The sequence below is a fragment of the Deltaproteobacteria bacterium PRO3 genome (genome assembly GCA_030263375.1).
In the GTDB taxonomy this organism is placed as follows: domain Bacteria; phylum UBA10199; class UBA10199; order DSSB01; family DSSB01; genus DSSB01.
Genome location: SZOV01000038.1, coordinates 1 through 15,600, shown reverse-complemented (window position 1 = coordinate 15,600; position 15,600 = coordinate 1). Strand labels below are relative to the sequence as shown.

Annotated in this window: 14 protein-coding genes; 7 read left to right on the top strand and 7 right to left on the bottom strand. The window is 62.7% G+C overall.

The genetic code is table 11. The annotated features are described in order from the left end of the window. The first annotated feature begins 17 nt into the window (after positions 1–17). On the top strand, positions 18–1,340 hold the full coding sequence (tolB, locus tag FBR05_07690) for a Tol-Pal system beta propeller repeat protein TolB (GenBank protein ID MDL1872075.1): 1,323 nt from the start codon (positions 18–20) through the stop codon (positions 1,338–1,340). Then, entirely contained in the window at positions 1,341–2,246 is a 906-nt protein-coding gene (locus FBR05_07685; GenBank protein MDL1872074.1) for a Ppx/GppA family phosphatase, read from the top strand. A 46-nt stretch (positions 2,247–2,292) separates the two neighbouring features. Here FBR05_07685 and FBR05_07680 read toward each other — a convergent pair whose 3' ends face one another. From FBR05_07680 to FBR05_07670, 3 genes are all read right to left on the bottom strand, one after another. Continuing rightward, positions 2,293–3,708, bottom strand: coding sequence for a hypothetical protein (locus FBR05_07680; GenBank protein MDL1872073.1), 1,416 nt, complete (start codon positions 3,706–3,708; stop codon positions 2,293–2,295). A 7-nt stretch (positions 3,709–3,715) separates the two neighbouring features. Further along, the gene (locus tag FBR05_07675; GenBank protein MDL1872072.1) at positions 3,716–5,083 is read right to left on the bottom strand and encodes a hypothetical protein; all 1,368 of its coding nucleotides are present in this window, start codon (positions 5,081–5,083) and stop codon (positions 3,716–3,718) included. A 154-nt stretch (positions 5,084–5,237) separates the two neighbouring features. Beyond that, positions 5,238–6,071: a DUF3829 domain-containing protein gene (locus tag FBR05_07670; GenBank protein ID MDL1872071.1), complete on the bottom strand. Its 834-nt coding sequence runs from the start codon at positions 6,069–6,071 to the stop codon at positions 5,238–5,240. Between FBR05_07670 and FBR05_07665 the strand changes: the two genes are divergently transcribed. Beyond that, on the top strand, positions 6,055–6,426 hold the full coding sequence (locus FBR05_07665; GenBank protein MDL1872070.1) for a hypothetical protein: 372 nt from the start codon (positions 6,055–6,057) through the stop codon (positions 6,424–6,426). The genes FBR05_07670 and FBR05_07665 overlap by 17 nt on opposite strands. Before the next feature lie 48 nt (positions 6,427–6,474). On the opposite strand, the gene yacG is transcribed toward FBR05_07665, so the two are convergent. After that, positions 6,475–6,687: a DNA gyrase inhibitor YacG gene (gene yacG / locus FBR05_07660; protein ID MDL1872069.1), complete on the bottom strand. Its 213-nt coding sequence runs from the start codon at positions 6,685–6,687 to the stop codon at positions 6,475–6,477. Positions 6,688–6,730: 43 nt separating this feature from the next. Continuing rightward, positions 6,731–7,186, bottom strand: a complete 456-nt coding sequence (locus FBR05_07655; GenBank protein ID MDL1872068.1) for a transcriptional repressor — start codon at positions 7,184–7,186, stop codon at positions 6,731–6,733. 209 nt (positions 7,187–7,395) lie between these two features. Here FBR05_07655 and FBR05_07650 point away from each other — a divergent pair, with 209 nt between their 5' ends. Beyond that, positions 7,396–8,865: a hypothetical protein gene (locus tag FBR05_07650; GenBank protein ID MDL1872067.1), complete on the top strand. Its 1,470-nt coding sequence runs from the start codon at positions 7,396–7,398 to the stop codon at positions 8,863–8,865. A 2-nt stretch (positions 8,866–8,867) separates the two neighbouring features. On the opposite strand, the gene FBR05_07645 is transcribed toward FBR05_07650, so the two are convergent. Both FBR05_07645 and FBR05_07640 read right to left on the bottom strand, forming a co-directional pair. After that, on the bottom strand, positions 8,868–9,536 hold the full coding sequence (locus tag FBR05_07645) for a DUF3047 domain-containing protein (GenBank protein ID MDL1872066.1): 669 nt from the start codon (positions 9,534–9,536) through the stop codon (positions 8,868–8,870). Positions 9,537–9,558: 22 nt separating this feature from the next. Continuing rightward, entirely contained in the window at positions 9,559–10,392 is an 834-nt protein-coding gene (locus FBR05_07640) for a prohibitin family protein (protein MDL1872065.1), read from the bottom strand. A 101-nt stretch (positions 10,393–10,493) separates the two neighbouring features. Between FBR05_07640 and FBR05_07635 the strand changes: the two genes are divergently transcribed. The 3 genes from FBR05_07635 to FBR05_07625 form a co-directional block, all read left to right on the top strand. Beyond that, complete coding sequence (locus tag FBR05_07635; GenBank protein ID MDL1872064.1) at positions 10,494–12,050, top strand: isovaleryl-CoA dehydrogenase; 1,557 nt, start codon at positions 10,494–10,496, stop codon at positions 12,048–12,050. Between the two features lie 284 nt (positions 12,051–12,334). Continuing rightward, positions 12,335–13,003: a hypothetical protein gene (locus FBR05_07630; protein MDL1872063.1), complete on the top strand. Its 669-nt coding sequence runs from the start codon at positions 12,335–12,337 to the stop codon at positions 13,001–13,003. Between the two features lie 10 nt (positions 13,004–13,013). After that, positions 13,014–15,600, top strand: a 2,587-nt coding sequence (locus FBR05_07625) for a hypothetical protein (protein ID MDL1872062.1), incomplete at its 3' end; no start/stop codon positions are given.

Below are 15,600 nucleotides of genomic sequence, written 5' to 3'. Positions count from 1 at the left end.
TTTCATAGGAGATATCCATGAAACGCCGCCTTTCCCTCGCCCTCTTCGCGTTCCTGCTCTTGCTGCCGCTCAGCTCCCAAGCCGCCATCTACATCCTGATCGACCAGTTCTCCCCCGAGCGGAAATTCCCCATCGCGGTGGCCGACCTGATCGAAAAGAAGAGCGGCCAGGCCGACGCCACCGGCGTCGAGGTCGCGGACATTCTGCGAAAGAATCTCAAGCTCGCGGGCTATTTCGACATCGTCGACAAGGCCCATTACGCCGACCGCGGCCCGGCGCTGACTCCCGAGGAGGGCCTGGATTTTTCGAAGTGGACCGCTACGGGTGCGACCGTCTTCGTCAAGGGCGGCTACCAAAAGAAGGGCAAGAACCTCGTCCTCGAGTTGAGGCTCTACGACCCCAGCCTCAAGCAAATGCTGGTCGGCAAGGAATACAAAGTCCCCAAGGACAAGGCCTATGCGGCGATCCACCGCTTCGCCGACGAGATCCTGTTGGCCTTAACCGGCGAGCGCGGCATCTTCAACACCAAGATCGCGGCGGCGTGCGGCCCACGGGGCAAAGAGCAGATCGTGATCATGAACGTCGACGGCACCGAGCGCGAGCCCATCACCAACAACACCGCGATGAACCTCTCGCCCAATTTCTCGCCCGACGGCGGCCAACTGGTCTTCACCTCCTACGCCAAGTTCTTCCCCGAGCTCTTCATGAGCTCGGTGAAAAAGAGCAAGCCGAAGCGCCTCACCTTCAACAACATGCTCAACATCACGCCCAGCTTTTCGCCCGACGGTTCGCTGATCGCCTTCTCCTCCAGCATGGCGGGCGACCCGGATCTCTACCTGATCGACGCCAAGGGCAACCAGGTGGCGCAGCTGACCAAGAGCCAGGGCATCGACATCTCCCCCTCTTGGTCCCCGGACGGCAACCTGATCGCTTTCGCCTCCGAGCGGGCGGGCAACCTGCACCTCTTCGTCACCGACAAGAACGGCGCCGAGCCCAAGCGCCTCACCTTCACCGGCTACCAAAACGACACGCCGGAGTGGTCGCCGCGCGGCGACAAGATCGCCTTCGTCAAACGCAGCGGCAGCGGCTTCGATGTCTTCCTGATGAACGCCGACGGCTCGATGCAGCAGCAGCTGACCAGCGGCAGCGGCAACAACGAAAACCCCTCCTTCTCACCCGACGGGCGTTACCTGGTGTTTTCGAGCAGCCGCAACCGCGGATCCAACCTTTATCTCATGATGTGGGACGGCTCCAACCAGACCGCTATCACCACCGACGGGCAATGCAAGACGCCCGACTGGTCCAATTGGCTCGATACCGGGGAGAAGAAAAAGGAATAGATGAAGACCCTCGCCGTCATCGACATCGGCTCCAACACGCTGTTGGTCACGGTCGGACGCCGACAGGACGACGGCTCGACGCGCATCTTGTTCGACGAGGGCGAGGTGACGCGTCTGGGCCAGGGGCTGAGCGACGGCGGCGAGCTGCACCCCGAGGCGAAGGCCCGCGCGCTCAAGGCCTTGGCCCGCTTCAAAGAGCTGGCCCTCGCCAAGGGCGCCGAGCGCATCCTGGCCGCCGGGACGGCGGCCTTTCGCCGCGCCCGCGACGGCGCCGACTTCGCCGCGGAGATTCAAGATAAGCTGGGTTTTCCCGTCCGCGTCCTAAGCGGCGACGAGGAGGCGCATTACTCCTTCGCCAGCGCCTGGCACGACTTCGGCGGAGGCCGCGGCTCGCTGGGCATGATCGACATCGGGGGCGGCTCGACGGAATTCGTCTTCGGGCGCCAGGGGCCCCGCTTCAGCCTGCCGATGGGGACGGTCAAGCTCACCGAGCGTTTCGTGCGGGGGCATCCGATCCGCGATGCGGAATGGAGCGCGGTGCTCGGCGAGATCCGCCGCCTGCTGCAAGAAAACCTGGGCGAGGTCCGAGCGCGCCCCGAGGCCTGGGCCGCCGTCGCCGCGACGCCAGCCAGCCTGGCCGCGGTCCTGCAGCAGTTGCCGGCCTACGATCCGGAGAAGGTGCACGGCTTTCGGCTCAAGCTTCCCGCCTTGGAAGGCCTGGTCGAGTCGCTGCGCGGAAAGAGTCTGGCCGAGCGCCGCGCCATGCCCGGCATGCACCCTGACCGGGCCGAGCTGCTGCCGATCGGCGGCGCCATCCTGCTTGAGTCTATGAAATTTTTTGGAATGGAGGAGATCCTGGTCAGCGACCACGGGCTGCGTTACGGGATCCTTTTCGAAAACCTGTAGGAGCGAACCTTGCTTGGGACCTTGCGGTCCTGTTCGCCCCTACCGTCTACTTTTTCTTAAAATCCAACGGAATCCCGATCACCGTCGTCGGCCCCTTGTCTTCCTTCCCGCGCTTGAAACGGTAGCGGGCGTGGAAACGCTCGGCCATGTTTTGGAAGGCGCCCTCGATGTCCTCCACGGAGGTCTTGCCCTTGACCTTGATGTCCTGGATCAAGACCTCGACCACCTCGCCCGTCTCGTTGTTGATCTTGATCTGCATCTCGCACTTCAACTCGAATTCTGGGTCCTTCGTCTGCAGGGGATCGACGGCCGGGCGCAACAGGGCCATGACCGACTTGACCAAGGTTAAGTCGGTATCCTCCCGCTTGTCCTTCGCGGCGAAAGTGAATTTGGTGAAGGCATAGCTCGCCTGCAAGGTCTTCGGCTTGGCCGCCTCCTTGGGCTTCTCCGCCTCTTTCGGTTTGTCCGCGGGGACGCCCTCCTTGGGCGGCTCCTCCTTGGGCTTTTCGGGCGCGGGCTTTTCCTCCGGCTTCGGAGTTTCCTTGGGGGGATCGGGTTCCGCGGGCTTTTCCGGCGGCGCGGGGTTGTACTTGGCCCGCAGGGTCGCCACGATCGCGGCGACGCCCTTGTTCCACTCCTCGGAGGCGCCGGAGGCCCCCTCGAGCGCCTTGACCAGGTTGACGCGGGCCTGGTGCGGCACGGCATCGGTCAGCAGGGCGTATTGGTTCAGCCAAGCCGCGATCTTTTCCTGGGCGGCGGCCGGATTTGAGGCGTCGCCTCGGACGAACTTGCGGACCTCCATGATCGCCAGGGTCACGTCGAGGTATTCCTTGTTGCGCTTGGCATCGTAGGCCGAATACTTCTCGCCGAACAGCTTGGCGTCGGTCATTTCGGAGAGGACGGCGGCCGCGTCCTTGGCCTTCGCCTCTCCCGCCGACTCGGCGGGCTTGGCCTCGGCGGCCTTGGGTGCGTAATTCTTGGTGAGGGCCGCGAGCATCGCCTTCACGCCCTCGTCGATCCCCTTCTCCTTGGGCGCCTTTTTGAGGGCCTTGATGAGGTTGACGCGGGCCTGGTGGGCGACGAGGGTGTCGCCGAGCAGTTCGCCATCGCTCAGCCACTCTTCGATCTTCTTCGCGGCGGTTGTGGCGCTCTTTTCGTCGCCGCGCAGGTATTTTCGAATCTCCAAAATCGCGACCGTAACCTTCAGGTACTTTTTGTTACGCTCCGGCTGGTATTTCGCGTTCGCCACCGCGCCGAACAAGGGCTCGTCCGCGATGGCCTTGAGCAGGTCCTCCACGGTGGGAAAGGTCTCTCCTTTGTCGTCGAGCCGAATGAAGGAGGAGCTGTCGCCGGAAACCAGCTCCGGTTTGCTTTCATCCGCTCTCGAGAAACCCGTGAGAAAAGGATGCGGTTCCACAGGATTTTGGGTTGCCACGGGTCTGCTGAAAATGGGCGGGGTCATAAATTCCTCATTGACCGACGATGGATAAAGGGACCTTGATGAAGGCGAGCCCCGACTCGCCCATGGGCTTGAAACGAAAACGCGTGCGAAGATTGTTGGCGATGGTCTCCAGCAGCTCGCGGGTATCCTCCGCGGAGATATTGGCGCCCGTCTTGATGTCTTTGAAGGAGACAGTGACTATTTGTCCGGTGGATTCGTCGATCGAGAGCGTCATCTGGCACTTCACGTTCAGGCTGTCGTATTTCTTGAGCAGGCGGCTCATCGCCGGCTTGACCGCCGCGGTCAGGCCCGAGCTCAGGCTGGAGGTGTCGTCCTCGCGCTTCGCCTTGGTCTTGCCCTTGGGATTGACGCTCAGCTCGGTCAGGCCCTTGGGACCGGCCTTGGCCTTGGAACCGGCATCCGGTTTCGCCTCTTCCGGCTTCGCGGGGGCCCCCGCCGTTCCGTAGTTGGCCTTCAAGGCGGCGAGGAGTTCCGCGATGGCTTGGTTGTAGGCCTCCGTGCCCTTGGGGGCCGCGTTTAAGGCCGCGATCAAACCCAAGCGGGCTTGGTGGGCGACGGGGTCCTTCAAGAGCTTTTCGTCCTTCAGCCAGGCGACGATCTTCCCTTTTGCCTCGGCCGGGCTGCTCGCCTCGCCCTTGGCGACCTTCTTCACTTCGAGGATGGCGATGCTGACCGGGGCGTAAGTCTTGTTGCGCTCCTTGTCGTAGGCGTCGAAATGCTTGTCGAAGAGGACGCGGTCGCTCAAGGCCTCGGTCAGGGAGCTCGCAGCCTTGGGAGGGGGATTTTCCTTCGCCTTCGGCGCCTCTTTGGGTGTCTCCTTGGGCGCCTCCTTGGCGGGCGGGGATTTGGGCTCCGGCGGCTTCGGGGTGTATTGCTTTTGCAAGGCGGCGAGGACGTCCTTCACGCCCGCGTCGATGCCGGCGCCCTTAGGGGCGCGCTGGAGGGCCTTGATCAAATTCACGCGGGCGACGTGGGCCACTTGAGTGTCGGTGAGCAGCTCGTATTTGTTGAGCCACTCGCCGATCCTTTTCACGGCCTCGGCGGAGGACTTGCTGTCGCCGCGGATCAGCTTCTTGATCTCGAGGACGGCGACGGTCACCTCGAGGTATTTGCCGTTGCGCTCGGGATTGTATTTCGCGTAGCCGAGCTTGCCGAAGAGTTGCTCGTCCCCCAGCGCGGCGAGGAGTTCTTGGACGGTCTTGTATTCAGCGGTCCCGGAGTCGTCCATCGGGACAAAGGTATCCACGGGGTTGAGCGGGGCGCCGCCGCCCGGGCCCAAGGGCGCGGGTTTCCCCTCGTAAGGCGCGGGGACTTCGGCGGACGAATCGATTTTCGCGGCTCCTCCAAGAGGAGACGTCGGGAGAGGTGGCGTCATGGACACTCCCAATAAATGGAATTATTTTGAGGGGTTAAATGAGGCGGGACGGGACGAAGCCCAGAGATCGTGTGCCCCCACCAGCCATTTTCCCGGTACGGGGGATCTTCGGAAAAAAAGTACTAAAGTTGCTACCTTGGCGGAGAAATCAGACCTAAGGAAAGTCGAAGCGCAGGTTGTTCGCGTCGCCCACCAGCCGATTGTAGGAATCGACCACCTCGTTCATGCCGCGGGCGTTGGCCTTCTTGCCCTCGGCCAGGTCCCGCTTGAGGAACTTCGCCTGGGTGAAGAAGTTCTTCGCGCTGCTCTCGAAGCCGCTGTACCAGAAGGTCTTGCTCGTCTCCGGCGCATTGGCCTCCGCGTAGGCGAGCATCGCGTCGTACTCCTTTTGCAGTCCGTCGTAGGCCGCAAGGTAGGCGGCGGATTGGAACTCCGCGAGATTTTCCTTAGGAACGGTCCGCATCAGGCGCCGCGAGGCGATCATGAAACTTTGGGTGTAGTACGGCAGCCGCTTGCCCTGCTGCTGCTCGAGGCGCGCGAGCTCTTTGAGCTCAACGTCGGCCTTGATCGCGTCGACCTCGGCGGAGAGGCGCCGCTCGGCGTCGAGGAAGCGGTTGAAGGCCGACATCAGCTTGGGATGCATCTCTTTGGCCTTGGCGCAGCCGTCGTCCTTGTAATCCTGCTGCTGGTAATAGTCCTCGGCCTTCTGCGCGAGCGGCACCAGCTCGGCGTAGGCCGCGGCCAGCTCGGCGGCGGCCTGCTCGGCCTTGGGCAGCGAGGGACCCGTCGTCTTGCCGCTGTCGGCCGCGTCGTTACAGGTCTTCACGCCGTCTTCGTACAAGGTATAGAGCCCGTAGGAGATGTAGGTTTCTTTACAGGTAGGGCCACTCTGTTCGTTGACCCAGGAGAGATAGCGGCGGCGGCTGTCCGCGGTGCGGGAGGCGGTGCGGTTGAGGCACTTCACGTAGGCGTTGATCTCGTTGATCAAGGAGGCGTCGTCGGTCGCGGGAGCCGTCGGTGGCGGCGGAACGCCCGGAACGGTGGGCTGGGTCTCGGTCGGCGGCGAAACGGGGACCGGAGGCGGCGCGGGAGGCGTCGGCGGGGCTGGGGGCGGCGGGACGGCGTCCGGCGCTACGGGGGCCGCCTTCTTGCCGGAGAACTCCTCGCTCTTGCTGCGGAGAAAACTCCCGTCGCAGCCGGAGAAAATTAGGGAACAGGCGAGGAACGCGGGAAGCGCGCCCCGAATCGAGAGAAATCCGGTCTTCATCGGCAACCTCCTTCGAGGGAAATTCGGGCCCGAGCGTGGCGAATTTCTACCCAAAAGCGGGGCCGCTCACAACTGAATATTGCCGACGGGGGAGATCCATTTCGCACAGCGCTGCCCGAGGGATTTATTTCGCGGGCTCGTTTTCCTCGTCCGCGTTCTTCCCCAAATCCGGGCTTTGCTCCTCGACCTCCAGGCTTTGACCGGGGATGGCGTAGCCCTCCGAGGCCCAGGTCCCCAGATCAATGCGGCGGCAGCGCTCGCTGCAAAAGGGCCGATGGGGATTTCCCTCGTAGGGGACTTCTTGATGGCATTGGGGACATCGCACGCGAAGGATCATGAGAAAGGTGGCGCTGAGGCCGCGGCCGCAGGCGCGTTGGACTTTATAGAAGAGGGGTGTTCGGCGCCGGGGCCTGCTTGGCCTCGCAGCCGCTGCAGATGCCGTGGAAGATCACCTCGCCGCGGTGGATGGTGCCCTTGCCGACCAGGGACTCGGGGGTGCAGGTCTCGAGGCAGTCCATGCGCATCTCGACGTCTTGAACCCCGCCGCAGGCGGAGCAGAGAAAATGATGATGCCGGTCCATGCGGGTGTCGTAGCGCGTCTTGCCGTCGGAGACGATGGCGATACGGATCTCGCCGATCTGCACGAGGGTCTCGAGGGTCTTGTAGACCGTTGCGAGCGAGACCGCCGGGTAGCGCTTCTTGACGGCCTGATAGATCAACTCGGCTGAGGGGTGGTCGCATTGATGGTGCTGCACAGCTCGAAGGATCTCGAGCCTTTGGGGGGTGATCTTGAGACTCTTCTGCCGAAGCTTCTCTTCTAGAACGGACATTTTCATTGGGTAAACTCGTCGCTATTCGACGCCTGTTTTATTTATTTATCTTAGAGAACTCAAGCCTTTATCGTCAATTCCCAAAGAAAATTGCGACGATTTTTTCCGTACAAAATTCTTTGAATTCGCCCCTCTAACTTGACAGTTTATGACTGGTTTTGCTAGTAGATAATAATTATTATCATTTAGAAGTAAATGTCAGAAAAGAGGGTGTTATGGAAAAGAAGGCGCTCGTGGAACCTCCGGCCGTCAAGGTCTTCGGGGCCCCCTTGCAAAATCTCTATCGGGGCCTGCTTCGGACCCCCCGCGCCCCGCGGCAGCCCGAGCTGATCCGCGCCCTGTCCCAATCGCTCGAGGGCCAAGGACTGCACTACCATCCCCGCACCTTGAAGCGGCAGCTCTTGGGCAGCATCGAATATATCCCCGAGCCGCTGGAGAAATCCCTCCTGCACTGGCTCGAGGAACACCCCATCCCCGGCAAGAAATCCCTGCTGGAAAACTTCGCTCAGGAGAAGAGCGCCCTCGCCAAAAGCCAGGACGATTCGCTCTACGTGCCCCCCGCCTTTCTGCACCAGATGGCGGACGGTTACCTCTTTCGCCACAAGGGCCTGAGCCGCCGCAAGCTGGCCCTGCAGCTGGGCGCCAGCCTCAAGGCCAAGGGCCTCTCCATCGGCCTGGAAACCCTGCAGGCCGCCCTCTCCGGCAAGACCCAAAAGGTGCGCAAGGTGCTCGAGGAAGAGCTGCTCGGCTATTTCCTCGCCGAAGGGCTCGCGGATAGGGCCGCGGTCGAGACCTATCTCGAGGCCGCCGAGGGGTCGGGTAAGCAGGAGGTTCAGAAAATCGAGGTCGGCGATCTGTCGCACTATGCCGATGCCTACCTGCTGAAGCATCGCGGCCTCTCCAAGCGCCAGCTCGCCCTGCGCCTGCAGCAGCGGCTGCAGGAGAAGGGCTACGCCTACCACCTAAGCTCGCTGCAGTCGGTCCTCGAGGGCAAGACCCACAAGACCCGCAAGGTGATCGTCGATACCCTGCAGGAATTGCTGGAGGCCGACGGCCTCGACGCCGAGGACAAGGTCGCCGATTTCGTGCGCTCCGCAGGCGGCGCCTCCCTCGAGTGGAGCCAATACGTCGCGGCGGAGGCCGTTCCCGGCCAAGTCGAGCGCCTGCTGCAGGCCGCGCCCGGGCTGACCCGGCGGCAGATCGCCCTGCAGCTGCAGACCGACCTCAAAGCGCGCGAATTCCACTTCAGCCTGAGCACCCTGCAATATCTGCTCGCGGGCAAGACGCAACGGATCAAGAAAGTCGTCGCGGAGCTCCTGGAGGGCTACCTTAAGCCCGGGGGCCTGCCCGCCTTCGCGGCCCCGGCGCGCCTCTACCCTCTGCACGGCGGCCGCCAGGCCCTGCAGAAGCGAGTGGAAGAGAGCCTGTCGCGTTACCTCGCCGCCTCGGGCCCGGAGCGCGAGGCGCTGCGTCACCTCTTCATTCAGGCGCGCTGGGAACTGATCCGCCGCGTCTCGCTGAAGCGCAACCAACCGGCGCCGTCGCGCCGGCCTGCCTCAAGCCGTGGACGCGCCGGCTACGAGGAGCCGGGAAATCCTGACGCTTTTTTTGAGGGCGGGGGAGATGCGGGGGAAATCCCGGTGGCCTACGGCGTGCGCGAGTCGATCGACCGCCTGGTGTCCTAGGCTTAGGGCCCGGTGGCGATACGGAAATCGGCGTAGTCGCAGGCCGCGGGCTGGTGCGTGGCGTTGCCGTCGGTCATCACCCCGATGCCGGAAGGCTTCTTCTCGAGCGGCCTGCCGAAATACTTTTGGTAGTCTTCCTTCACCGAGACCGTTTCTTCGGTCCAACGGCCGACGGATCCCGAGCCGTTTTGTTTGGCGATGATGTAGAATTTCCCGGGGTTCTTCGCCCAGTAGGAGCCCTCGCCCAGCGAGGCGCTCCACACGTACTTGAGCGCCGAGGTCCGCCCGAAGCCCACGTAAACCGCGCAGGCGCTGTCGTTGGTCGCGGGGCTGGTTTCGCGCGAGCCGGCGGGGATCTTCTGCGCGCGCCAGCGGAATTTGAGGTAAGGATACTTCGCAATGTCCCAAGCGAAGTCCTTAAAGATCGGCACCGAGATATCTTGGGAATCGTCGGCGCGCAGGATCTTGCGGCCGTTTTCCTCCGCCACTTTGTAGACCTTCTCGGCCTTGCCGTAGTGGAAGGGGTAGGTCTTCCAATTTTTCGGGAAGGCGCCGACTTCCGAGGCCGCGAGGCCGTCCACGACGATCTCCTCCGCCGCGGCGAGGGGGGCAAAACCCAAGCAGAGCACGGCCGCTACCACGAAACCCAAAGCCCGATTTTTCGGATTCATAGTTCGACGCTCCCTACATCCCCTACCGCCCTTGAGCCGTATCGCTGCCCAGGATCACCGGCAGGCCGGATTGGCCGGCGCCGATGATCACGACCTTCGAATTTCCGCTCTCCGCGAGCTTCTGCGTCGCCTCGATGCCCTTCCACTTGAGGTAGGCCTCGGTGAGTCCGTCCGCCACCTTCTTTTGAAAATCGGCGATGCCCTCGGCTTCGACGCGCTTGCGGTCGGCCTCTTGGCGCTCGCGGTCCAGGACGAACTTCATCTGCTCGGCCTGCTGCTCGGCCTCGAGCTTTTTGGAGATGGCATCCGAGAGGATGGGCGGCAGCGTCATCGAGCGCAGCAGGATCTTCTCGACGCGGATGCCACGCGGCGCCAGCAGCGGCTCGAGGTGCGACATCATGGCGCTGGCAATGACCTCGCGCTCGGAGGTGTAGAGGGCCTTCGCGTCGTAGCTGGCGGTGGCGCCGCGGATGACCGAGCGGAATTGCGGTTCGATGACGACTTGCGTGTAGTTGGAGCCGATGGTGCGATAGACTTCGGGGGCCTTGTCGGGCACCAGCGAGTAAAGCAAGGTGACGTCGAGGTTGACCGAGAGCCCCTCCCGGGAGGGCACGATCGCCTCCTCGGTCAGCTCTTGGGTGCGGACGGTCATCCGCTCGATGGTGACCAAGGGATTGACGATATGAAAACCGCTGCTCAATACCGTCGGATCGACCTTTCCGAACAGGCTCTTGACCCCGACGTTGCCCGCCGGGATGACCACGAAGCTGTTCATCGCGATGAATACGATGGCGATGGCCGCCACGATGTATAGGCCGATGCCACAGCCTTTTTTTGCAGAAATCGCTTCCGCCATAGGAACCCCTTTACGCCAAGCCCAAGAAGATCGGTTGAAAGATTTATCCGGGCATCCTAAGTTTAAGCGTCCGACCCGTCAAACAAAATGCGAGAGAAATCATGGCCCAAGAAAGAAACATCCCGCTTTACCAACCCCGCGATTTTTACGAAGAAGAACCGTTTTTTCAAAACCTGATGCGGCGCTACCTGCCCGAGGCCGAATACGCCTGGGCCCAGGAATACCTGTCCGGCATGGGGCGCCTCTCGGCCCGGGAATTCAGTCCCCGGGTGCTCCCCAGCGATCGCCGGCGTCCGCAGCACATCCCCTACGACCCCGCCGGAAAGAGGATAGATAAAATCGAGTACGACGAGAGCTACCTGGCCATCGCCCGCCAGGCCTACGAATTCGGCATCATCGGTCTGGGACATTCGCCGGAATTCATCAAGCAAGGCCGGGTCTATACCGCCCTGCTCAAGTTCGGCGTCGGCTACCTCTTCTCCCAAGCGGGTTCGGTGCTCTATTGCCCGATCTGCATGACCGACGGGACCTTGCAGGTCTTGAAGCGGCACGGCTCCAAGGAGCTGCAGGAAAAATGGATCCCCCGCCTCACCCGCATGGATTATGAAGCGATGTACGACGGGGCGATGTACCTGACCGAAGTGCAGGGCGGCTCGGACGTCGGCGCCAACAGCTGCCGCGCCCGGCTCGAAGACGGCGAGTGGCGCCTCTACGGCGAGAAGTGGTTCTGCTCGAATATCGGCTCGCGCACCGCGCTGGTCCTGGCCCGGCCCGAAGGGGCGCCCGAGGGGACGCGCGGCTTGGGCCTCTTCCTGCTGCCGCGCGACCTGGAGAGCGGCGAGCGCAACCGCATCCGCGTCGACCGCGTCAAGAACAAGCTGGGCACCTGCGAGATGGCCACGGCCGAGATCACCCTGGAAGGCGCCCTCGCCTATCCGGTCGGCGACCTCGCCAAGGGTTTTTCCTACATGACCGACATGCTGAACCTCTCGCGCATCTACAACGCGGTGTGGTCCATCGGCCTGATGCGCCGGGCCTTTCTCGAGGCCCAGCACTACGCCCGCGGCCGCCTGGCCTTCGGCAAGCCGATCGCGGAATACCCGCTGGTCGCCCGCACCCTCCAGCTCATGGAATCGGACGCCCAACAGGCCACGGCCTTGGTCTTCGAGACGCTCAACTTCATGGACCACCTCGAGCGCGGCCAAGGCGGCCCCAAAGACGAGGCCATGCTCCGGCTGCTCACTCCGGTGATCAAGTTCTTCACCGCCGAAAAAGCCATCGAGGCCGGGCACCGCGCCATCGAGATCTTCGGCGGCAACGGCTGCGTCGAGGACTTCCCGGTCGCCAAGCTGCTGCGCGACGCGCAGATCCTGGCGATCTGGGAGGGCACGGCGAACGTCCTCTCCCTCGACCTCCTGCGGGTCCTGAAGAAATCCGACGCGGGCGAGGTCTTCTTCGAGGACGCCGCACAAAAAATCGCCGCCTTGAAGAACCCGCAGCGGCAAGAACTCTTCCGCCGCGAGTCCAAACAGCTGCGCGACAAAATCCGAGCGCTGCTCGCGGGCGAGGACGGTTGCGGCGGCGAGCTGGCCTGCCGGGACGTGGCCTGGGACTTGGCGCTCTTCGCGCAGGAGCTGTACCGGGCGGCGCTGGACTAGACTCAGACTCGTCCAAGCGCCCGGGAGGTGGGGCGGTTTCTCTTTCAAAATGATAAGGGAAGTGAGTTTTCTCATTTTGATAAACAACTTCCTAGACCGCGGCACCGATCATTACCGGCAGTGTATAGAATTCATAACCATTTCGAACAATTACAAGAATGCCTTCCGGCGGGCCCGCCAGGGCTTTACAAGGCGGGGTTGGCATATTAATTGCTCAACTTCATATTGGGACAGGGTTAGGGATCCGGGATTCGTTTCGTTTTCAATCCGTAAGGAGAATCATCATGAAAAATAATCGGCTTCATCGGCTGGTCGCCGTGCTCGGGCTTGCGGCCTGCCTGACGTCGGCGGGCGAGCTGCGCGCGCAAGACCTTTTGGAAAAGAAGGACAACACCTTGGGGACCCAAAATCCCGCCGCGAGCTTCGGCGCCGAATACCAACTCATGTTTCAATACGTCGAAAAGCTCAAAGCGGCCTTGCAAAGCAGCACCGACAAAGACTCCACCGCCGCCAATTTAACAGCCTTACCCAAATCGGTCGACGGCAAGGTCGAGGCGGAAGCCTCCATTCAAGCCTCCGCTAAGGTGCGCGAGCGCGGCCTTCAAGGACTGTCCGTCGACAGGGACATCACGGCCCAACCCTTCTTGAGTTGGTTCCTGTCCAAGGACTTCAACCTCGACGACCCCTTCGAGGCCATGATGGACTCGAAGCGCTTCGTCGGCGCGAGCCGGATTCGCGACCGGGATGGAGACGAGGTGGATGCCATGGCGGAGGCCATCGCCGTCCCGCAGTTTAAATTACTGGCGGGCCTTACCAACGCTCTGGATTCCATGATGAAGGCGAAGGACGCCGAATTGACTTCCTCCTCCCGAGTGACTGCAACCAAGGACTCCAAAGACTTCGATCCCCTCACCTATCTGCTCAGCCCGAGCGCTCCGAAAGACAAGGAATAAGAGGTTCGCCATGAAGAACATTTTCATCCAACGCTTCTATCATCTCTCCGTGGCCATGCTTCTGGCGGGCTCTTTGTTGGGCTTGAGCGCCTGTAGCGACAAGAAGGGGGCCGCGCCCGGCGGCGACGGTTCCAACATCGGCGGTCAAGCCGGCGGGGCCGGGCTGCAATGCGCGGAAGGCGAGTTCACGGACGCCTCCGGACAATCCAAACGGGGACTACAACTGCAGAAGAGCCTCTATTACGCATTGCAAGACCAGGTGAGTAACGCGACGATGCTGGCGGCTCAGGACGTCTTCGTGCGGGGCGACGAAATCTACTACGCGCGTTCCGTCCCTTCCCACATCGTCGTCACGCCGGGCGGCGGAGCCGCCATCCACCGCTCGACCCTCCAGCCCACGCTTTCGCTGAAGTTTTTCGAAAAGGACGGCCAGCTGATCCTGGCGGCGGGTAATTTCGCCGGCATCGATTATTATACCGTGTCGGCTTCGGACCTGACCCCGTTGGCCTCCAACCATTCCTTGGGCGCGGTCACCGACCTCTCCGCGCGCGACGGCACGGTCTGCGCCGTCGCCGACGGCGGCAGGGCGGTCGTCAGCACCTCGCCGGACGCCTCCGGCGCGGGGCCCTGCTCCTCCGTCCTTTATGAGGCGGGGAACCACACGGCCGCCAACGGCGCCGCGATGGAGGCGACCCACGTCGCCGCCGTCCCCGAGGGCTGTCTGGTCGTCACCCGCAACCAGCCCAAGCTGCAGATCAAGCTGATGGAGATGGTCGATTTCGTCCGCTCCTTCATCACCAGCACCCCGCAGCGCATCGACCTGCGCGGCATCGAAGAAAAGCTGATCCTCCTGGGCAAGGACGGCAGCAGCCGGGAGATCAAGCCGGTAGTCGGCAGCTACGACAAGCTGGTGATCTCGGACCTGGACATGACCTCCGACGGCGCGGTGGCCTCCTATACGGCCTTCAAGAAGGATAACTGGGACGGCTTTTCCTCGGTCGACATGACCGCCCAACCGCTGCGCAAGATCTGGATGCTGCTGAAGCTGTTCGCCGAGGTCCGCGGCGGCGGCCTCTTCATCGTCAACGGCGAGGTGAAGAAGAACGCCGAGCTGCAGGGTGCCCCCGTCACCTTCAACCTGCCCTACCCGGGCGGCACGGTGACCCTCAACGAATTCCCGCATTTCTCGCTCCCTTGGTTCCCCGAGGGCGCGGTGGACGGCAACCGTTACGGCCTGAAATCGATCTTGTCCTTCAGCATATTCGACTTCAGCGGCCTGAACGACCCCAACGTGGCCAGCCTCCCGGTGGAGCAATACACCTGGAACAACACGCCCGGGAATCCGCTCTCGCAGCCGGACAATCCCAAGGGCCTGTTCACCAATTTCGGCCTTGGGCAGAAGAAGCTCTTCACCAACGGCATCGCCTCCGGGGCCCTTCAATCCAACTATGATTATGACGCGGCCGCAAAGACGATGATGAACAGTTCCCCTCCCTACCCGGCCACCTATAAAGAGCTGCCCGCAAAGTTCAATACCCGCGCCTTCCCCCTGGGATCGTTGCGCAACGGGTATTTCGGGCTCAAGATCGGCGGCGGAACGGGGCTGTTCTACAAAAAGGCCGACCCGAGCGCCCCGATGCCGGCGACTTTCCTGCCGGGGGCTCATTTCGGCGGCTTTCCCGGTTATCCCGGGAATTATAAACTCGCCGGTCTCCCGGTGACCTACGAGAGTCCGGCGGGCGAGTCGGGAGACATGTTCGTCCTCGCTTATAACGACAAGACCGCCAAGAAGCTGCTCGTCGAGGCGCTGAAGCCGGATGGCTCTCCCGCCGCCGTCTCGGCCGCGGAGGTCGAGGTCGATCCGGCGCCATTGCTGGGCGCGCCCTTGGCCCCCGTTGCCGTCTACGAGGACGCGGTGGTGGTCGCCATGAACGTCCTGAACGGCGCCAACGTAGAATGGCGTCTCTTCGCCTGGAGCATCGACTCGGCCGCCCAGAAACTGAACTTCCTGGGCGACACTACCCCGCCGGGTGCCAACGCGCACTTCGCGGCCGGGACTGGAAACACCGCGGCTTTGTCCATCAAGCCACTCGGCAAGGACGGAAGCGGCATCTACAGCGTCCTGGTCCTCCAACGTGGCTCGGGCAACGACAAGATCGTGCGCGTCAATTTCAAGCATGACGGCGCCTTAGCCTCGCAAGTCGGGGTCCAGGAGGCCGCCGTCCCCGACGTCGTCGACCTGGTGGTCGGCGGCGGCAAGGCCTTCGCGGTCAACAAGGACGGCGACGTGATCCCGCTCGACGTGAGCGGCGGCAACATCGCCGCCGGGGCCTCGCTTGGCAAGATCGTCGACGGCGCGAATCCCAAGGTCTATCTGACCTTCTGCGGGATGAACGGCAGCTCACTCTACTGCTCCGGTCTCTTCAAGGGCTCGCTCTTCGCCCTCTACAAGTTCGACACGGAAAGCAAGGAGCAGACCACCTTCAAGTACAACCGTCCGATCCTGCTCTCCTTCACCGGCAGCAAGCTGTTGGTCAGCTACTCGCTCGACGGCGCGGGCATCGAGGCCTTCGACGTCACCAAGCCCGCCCCTGAGG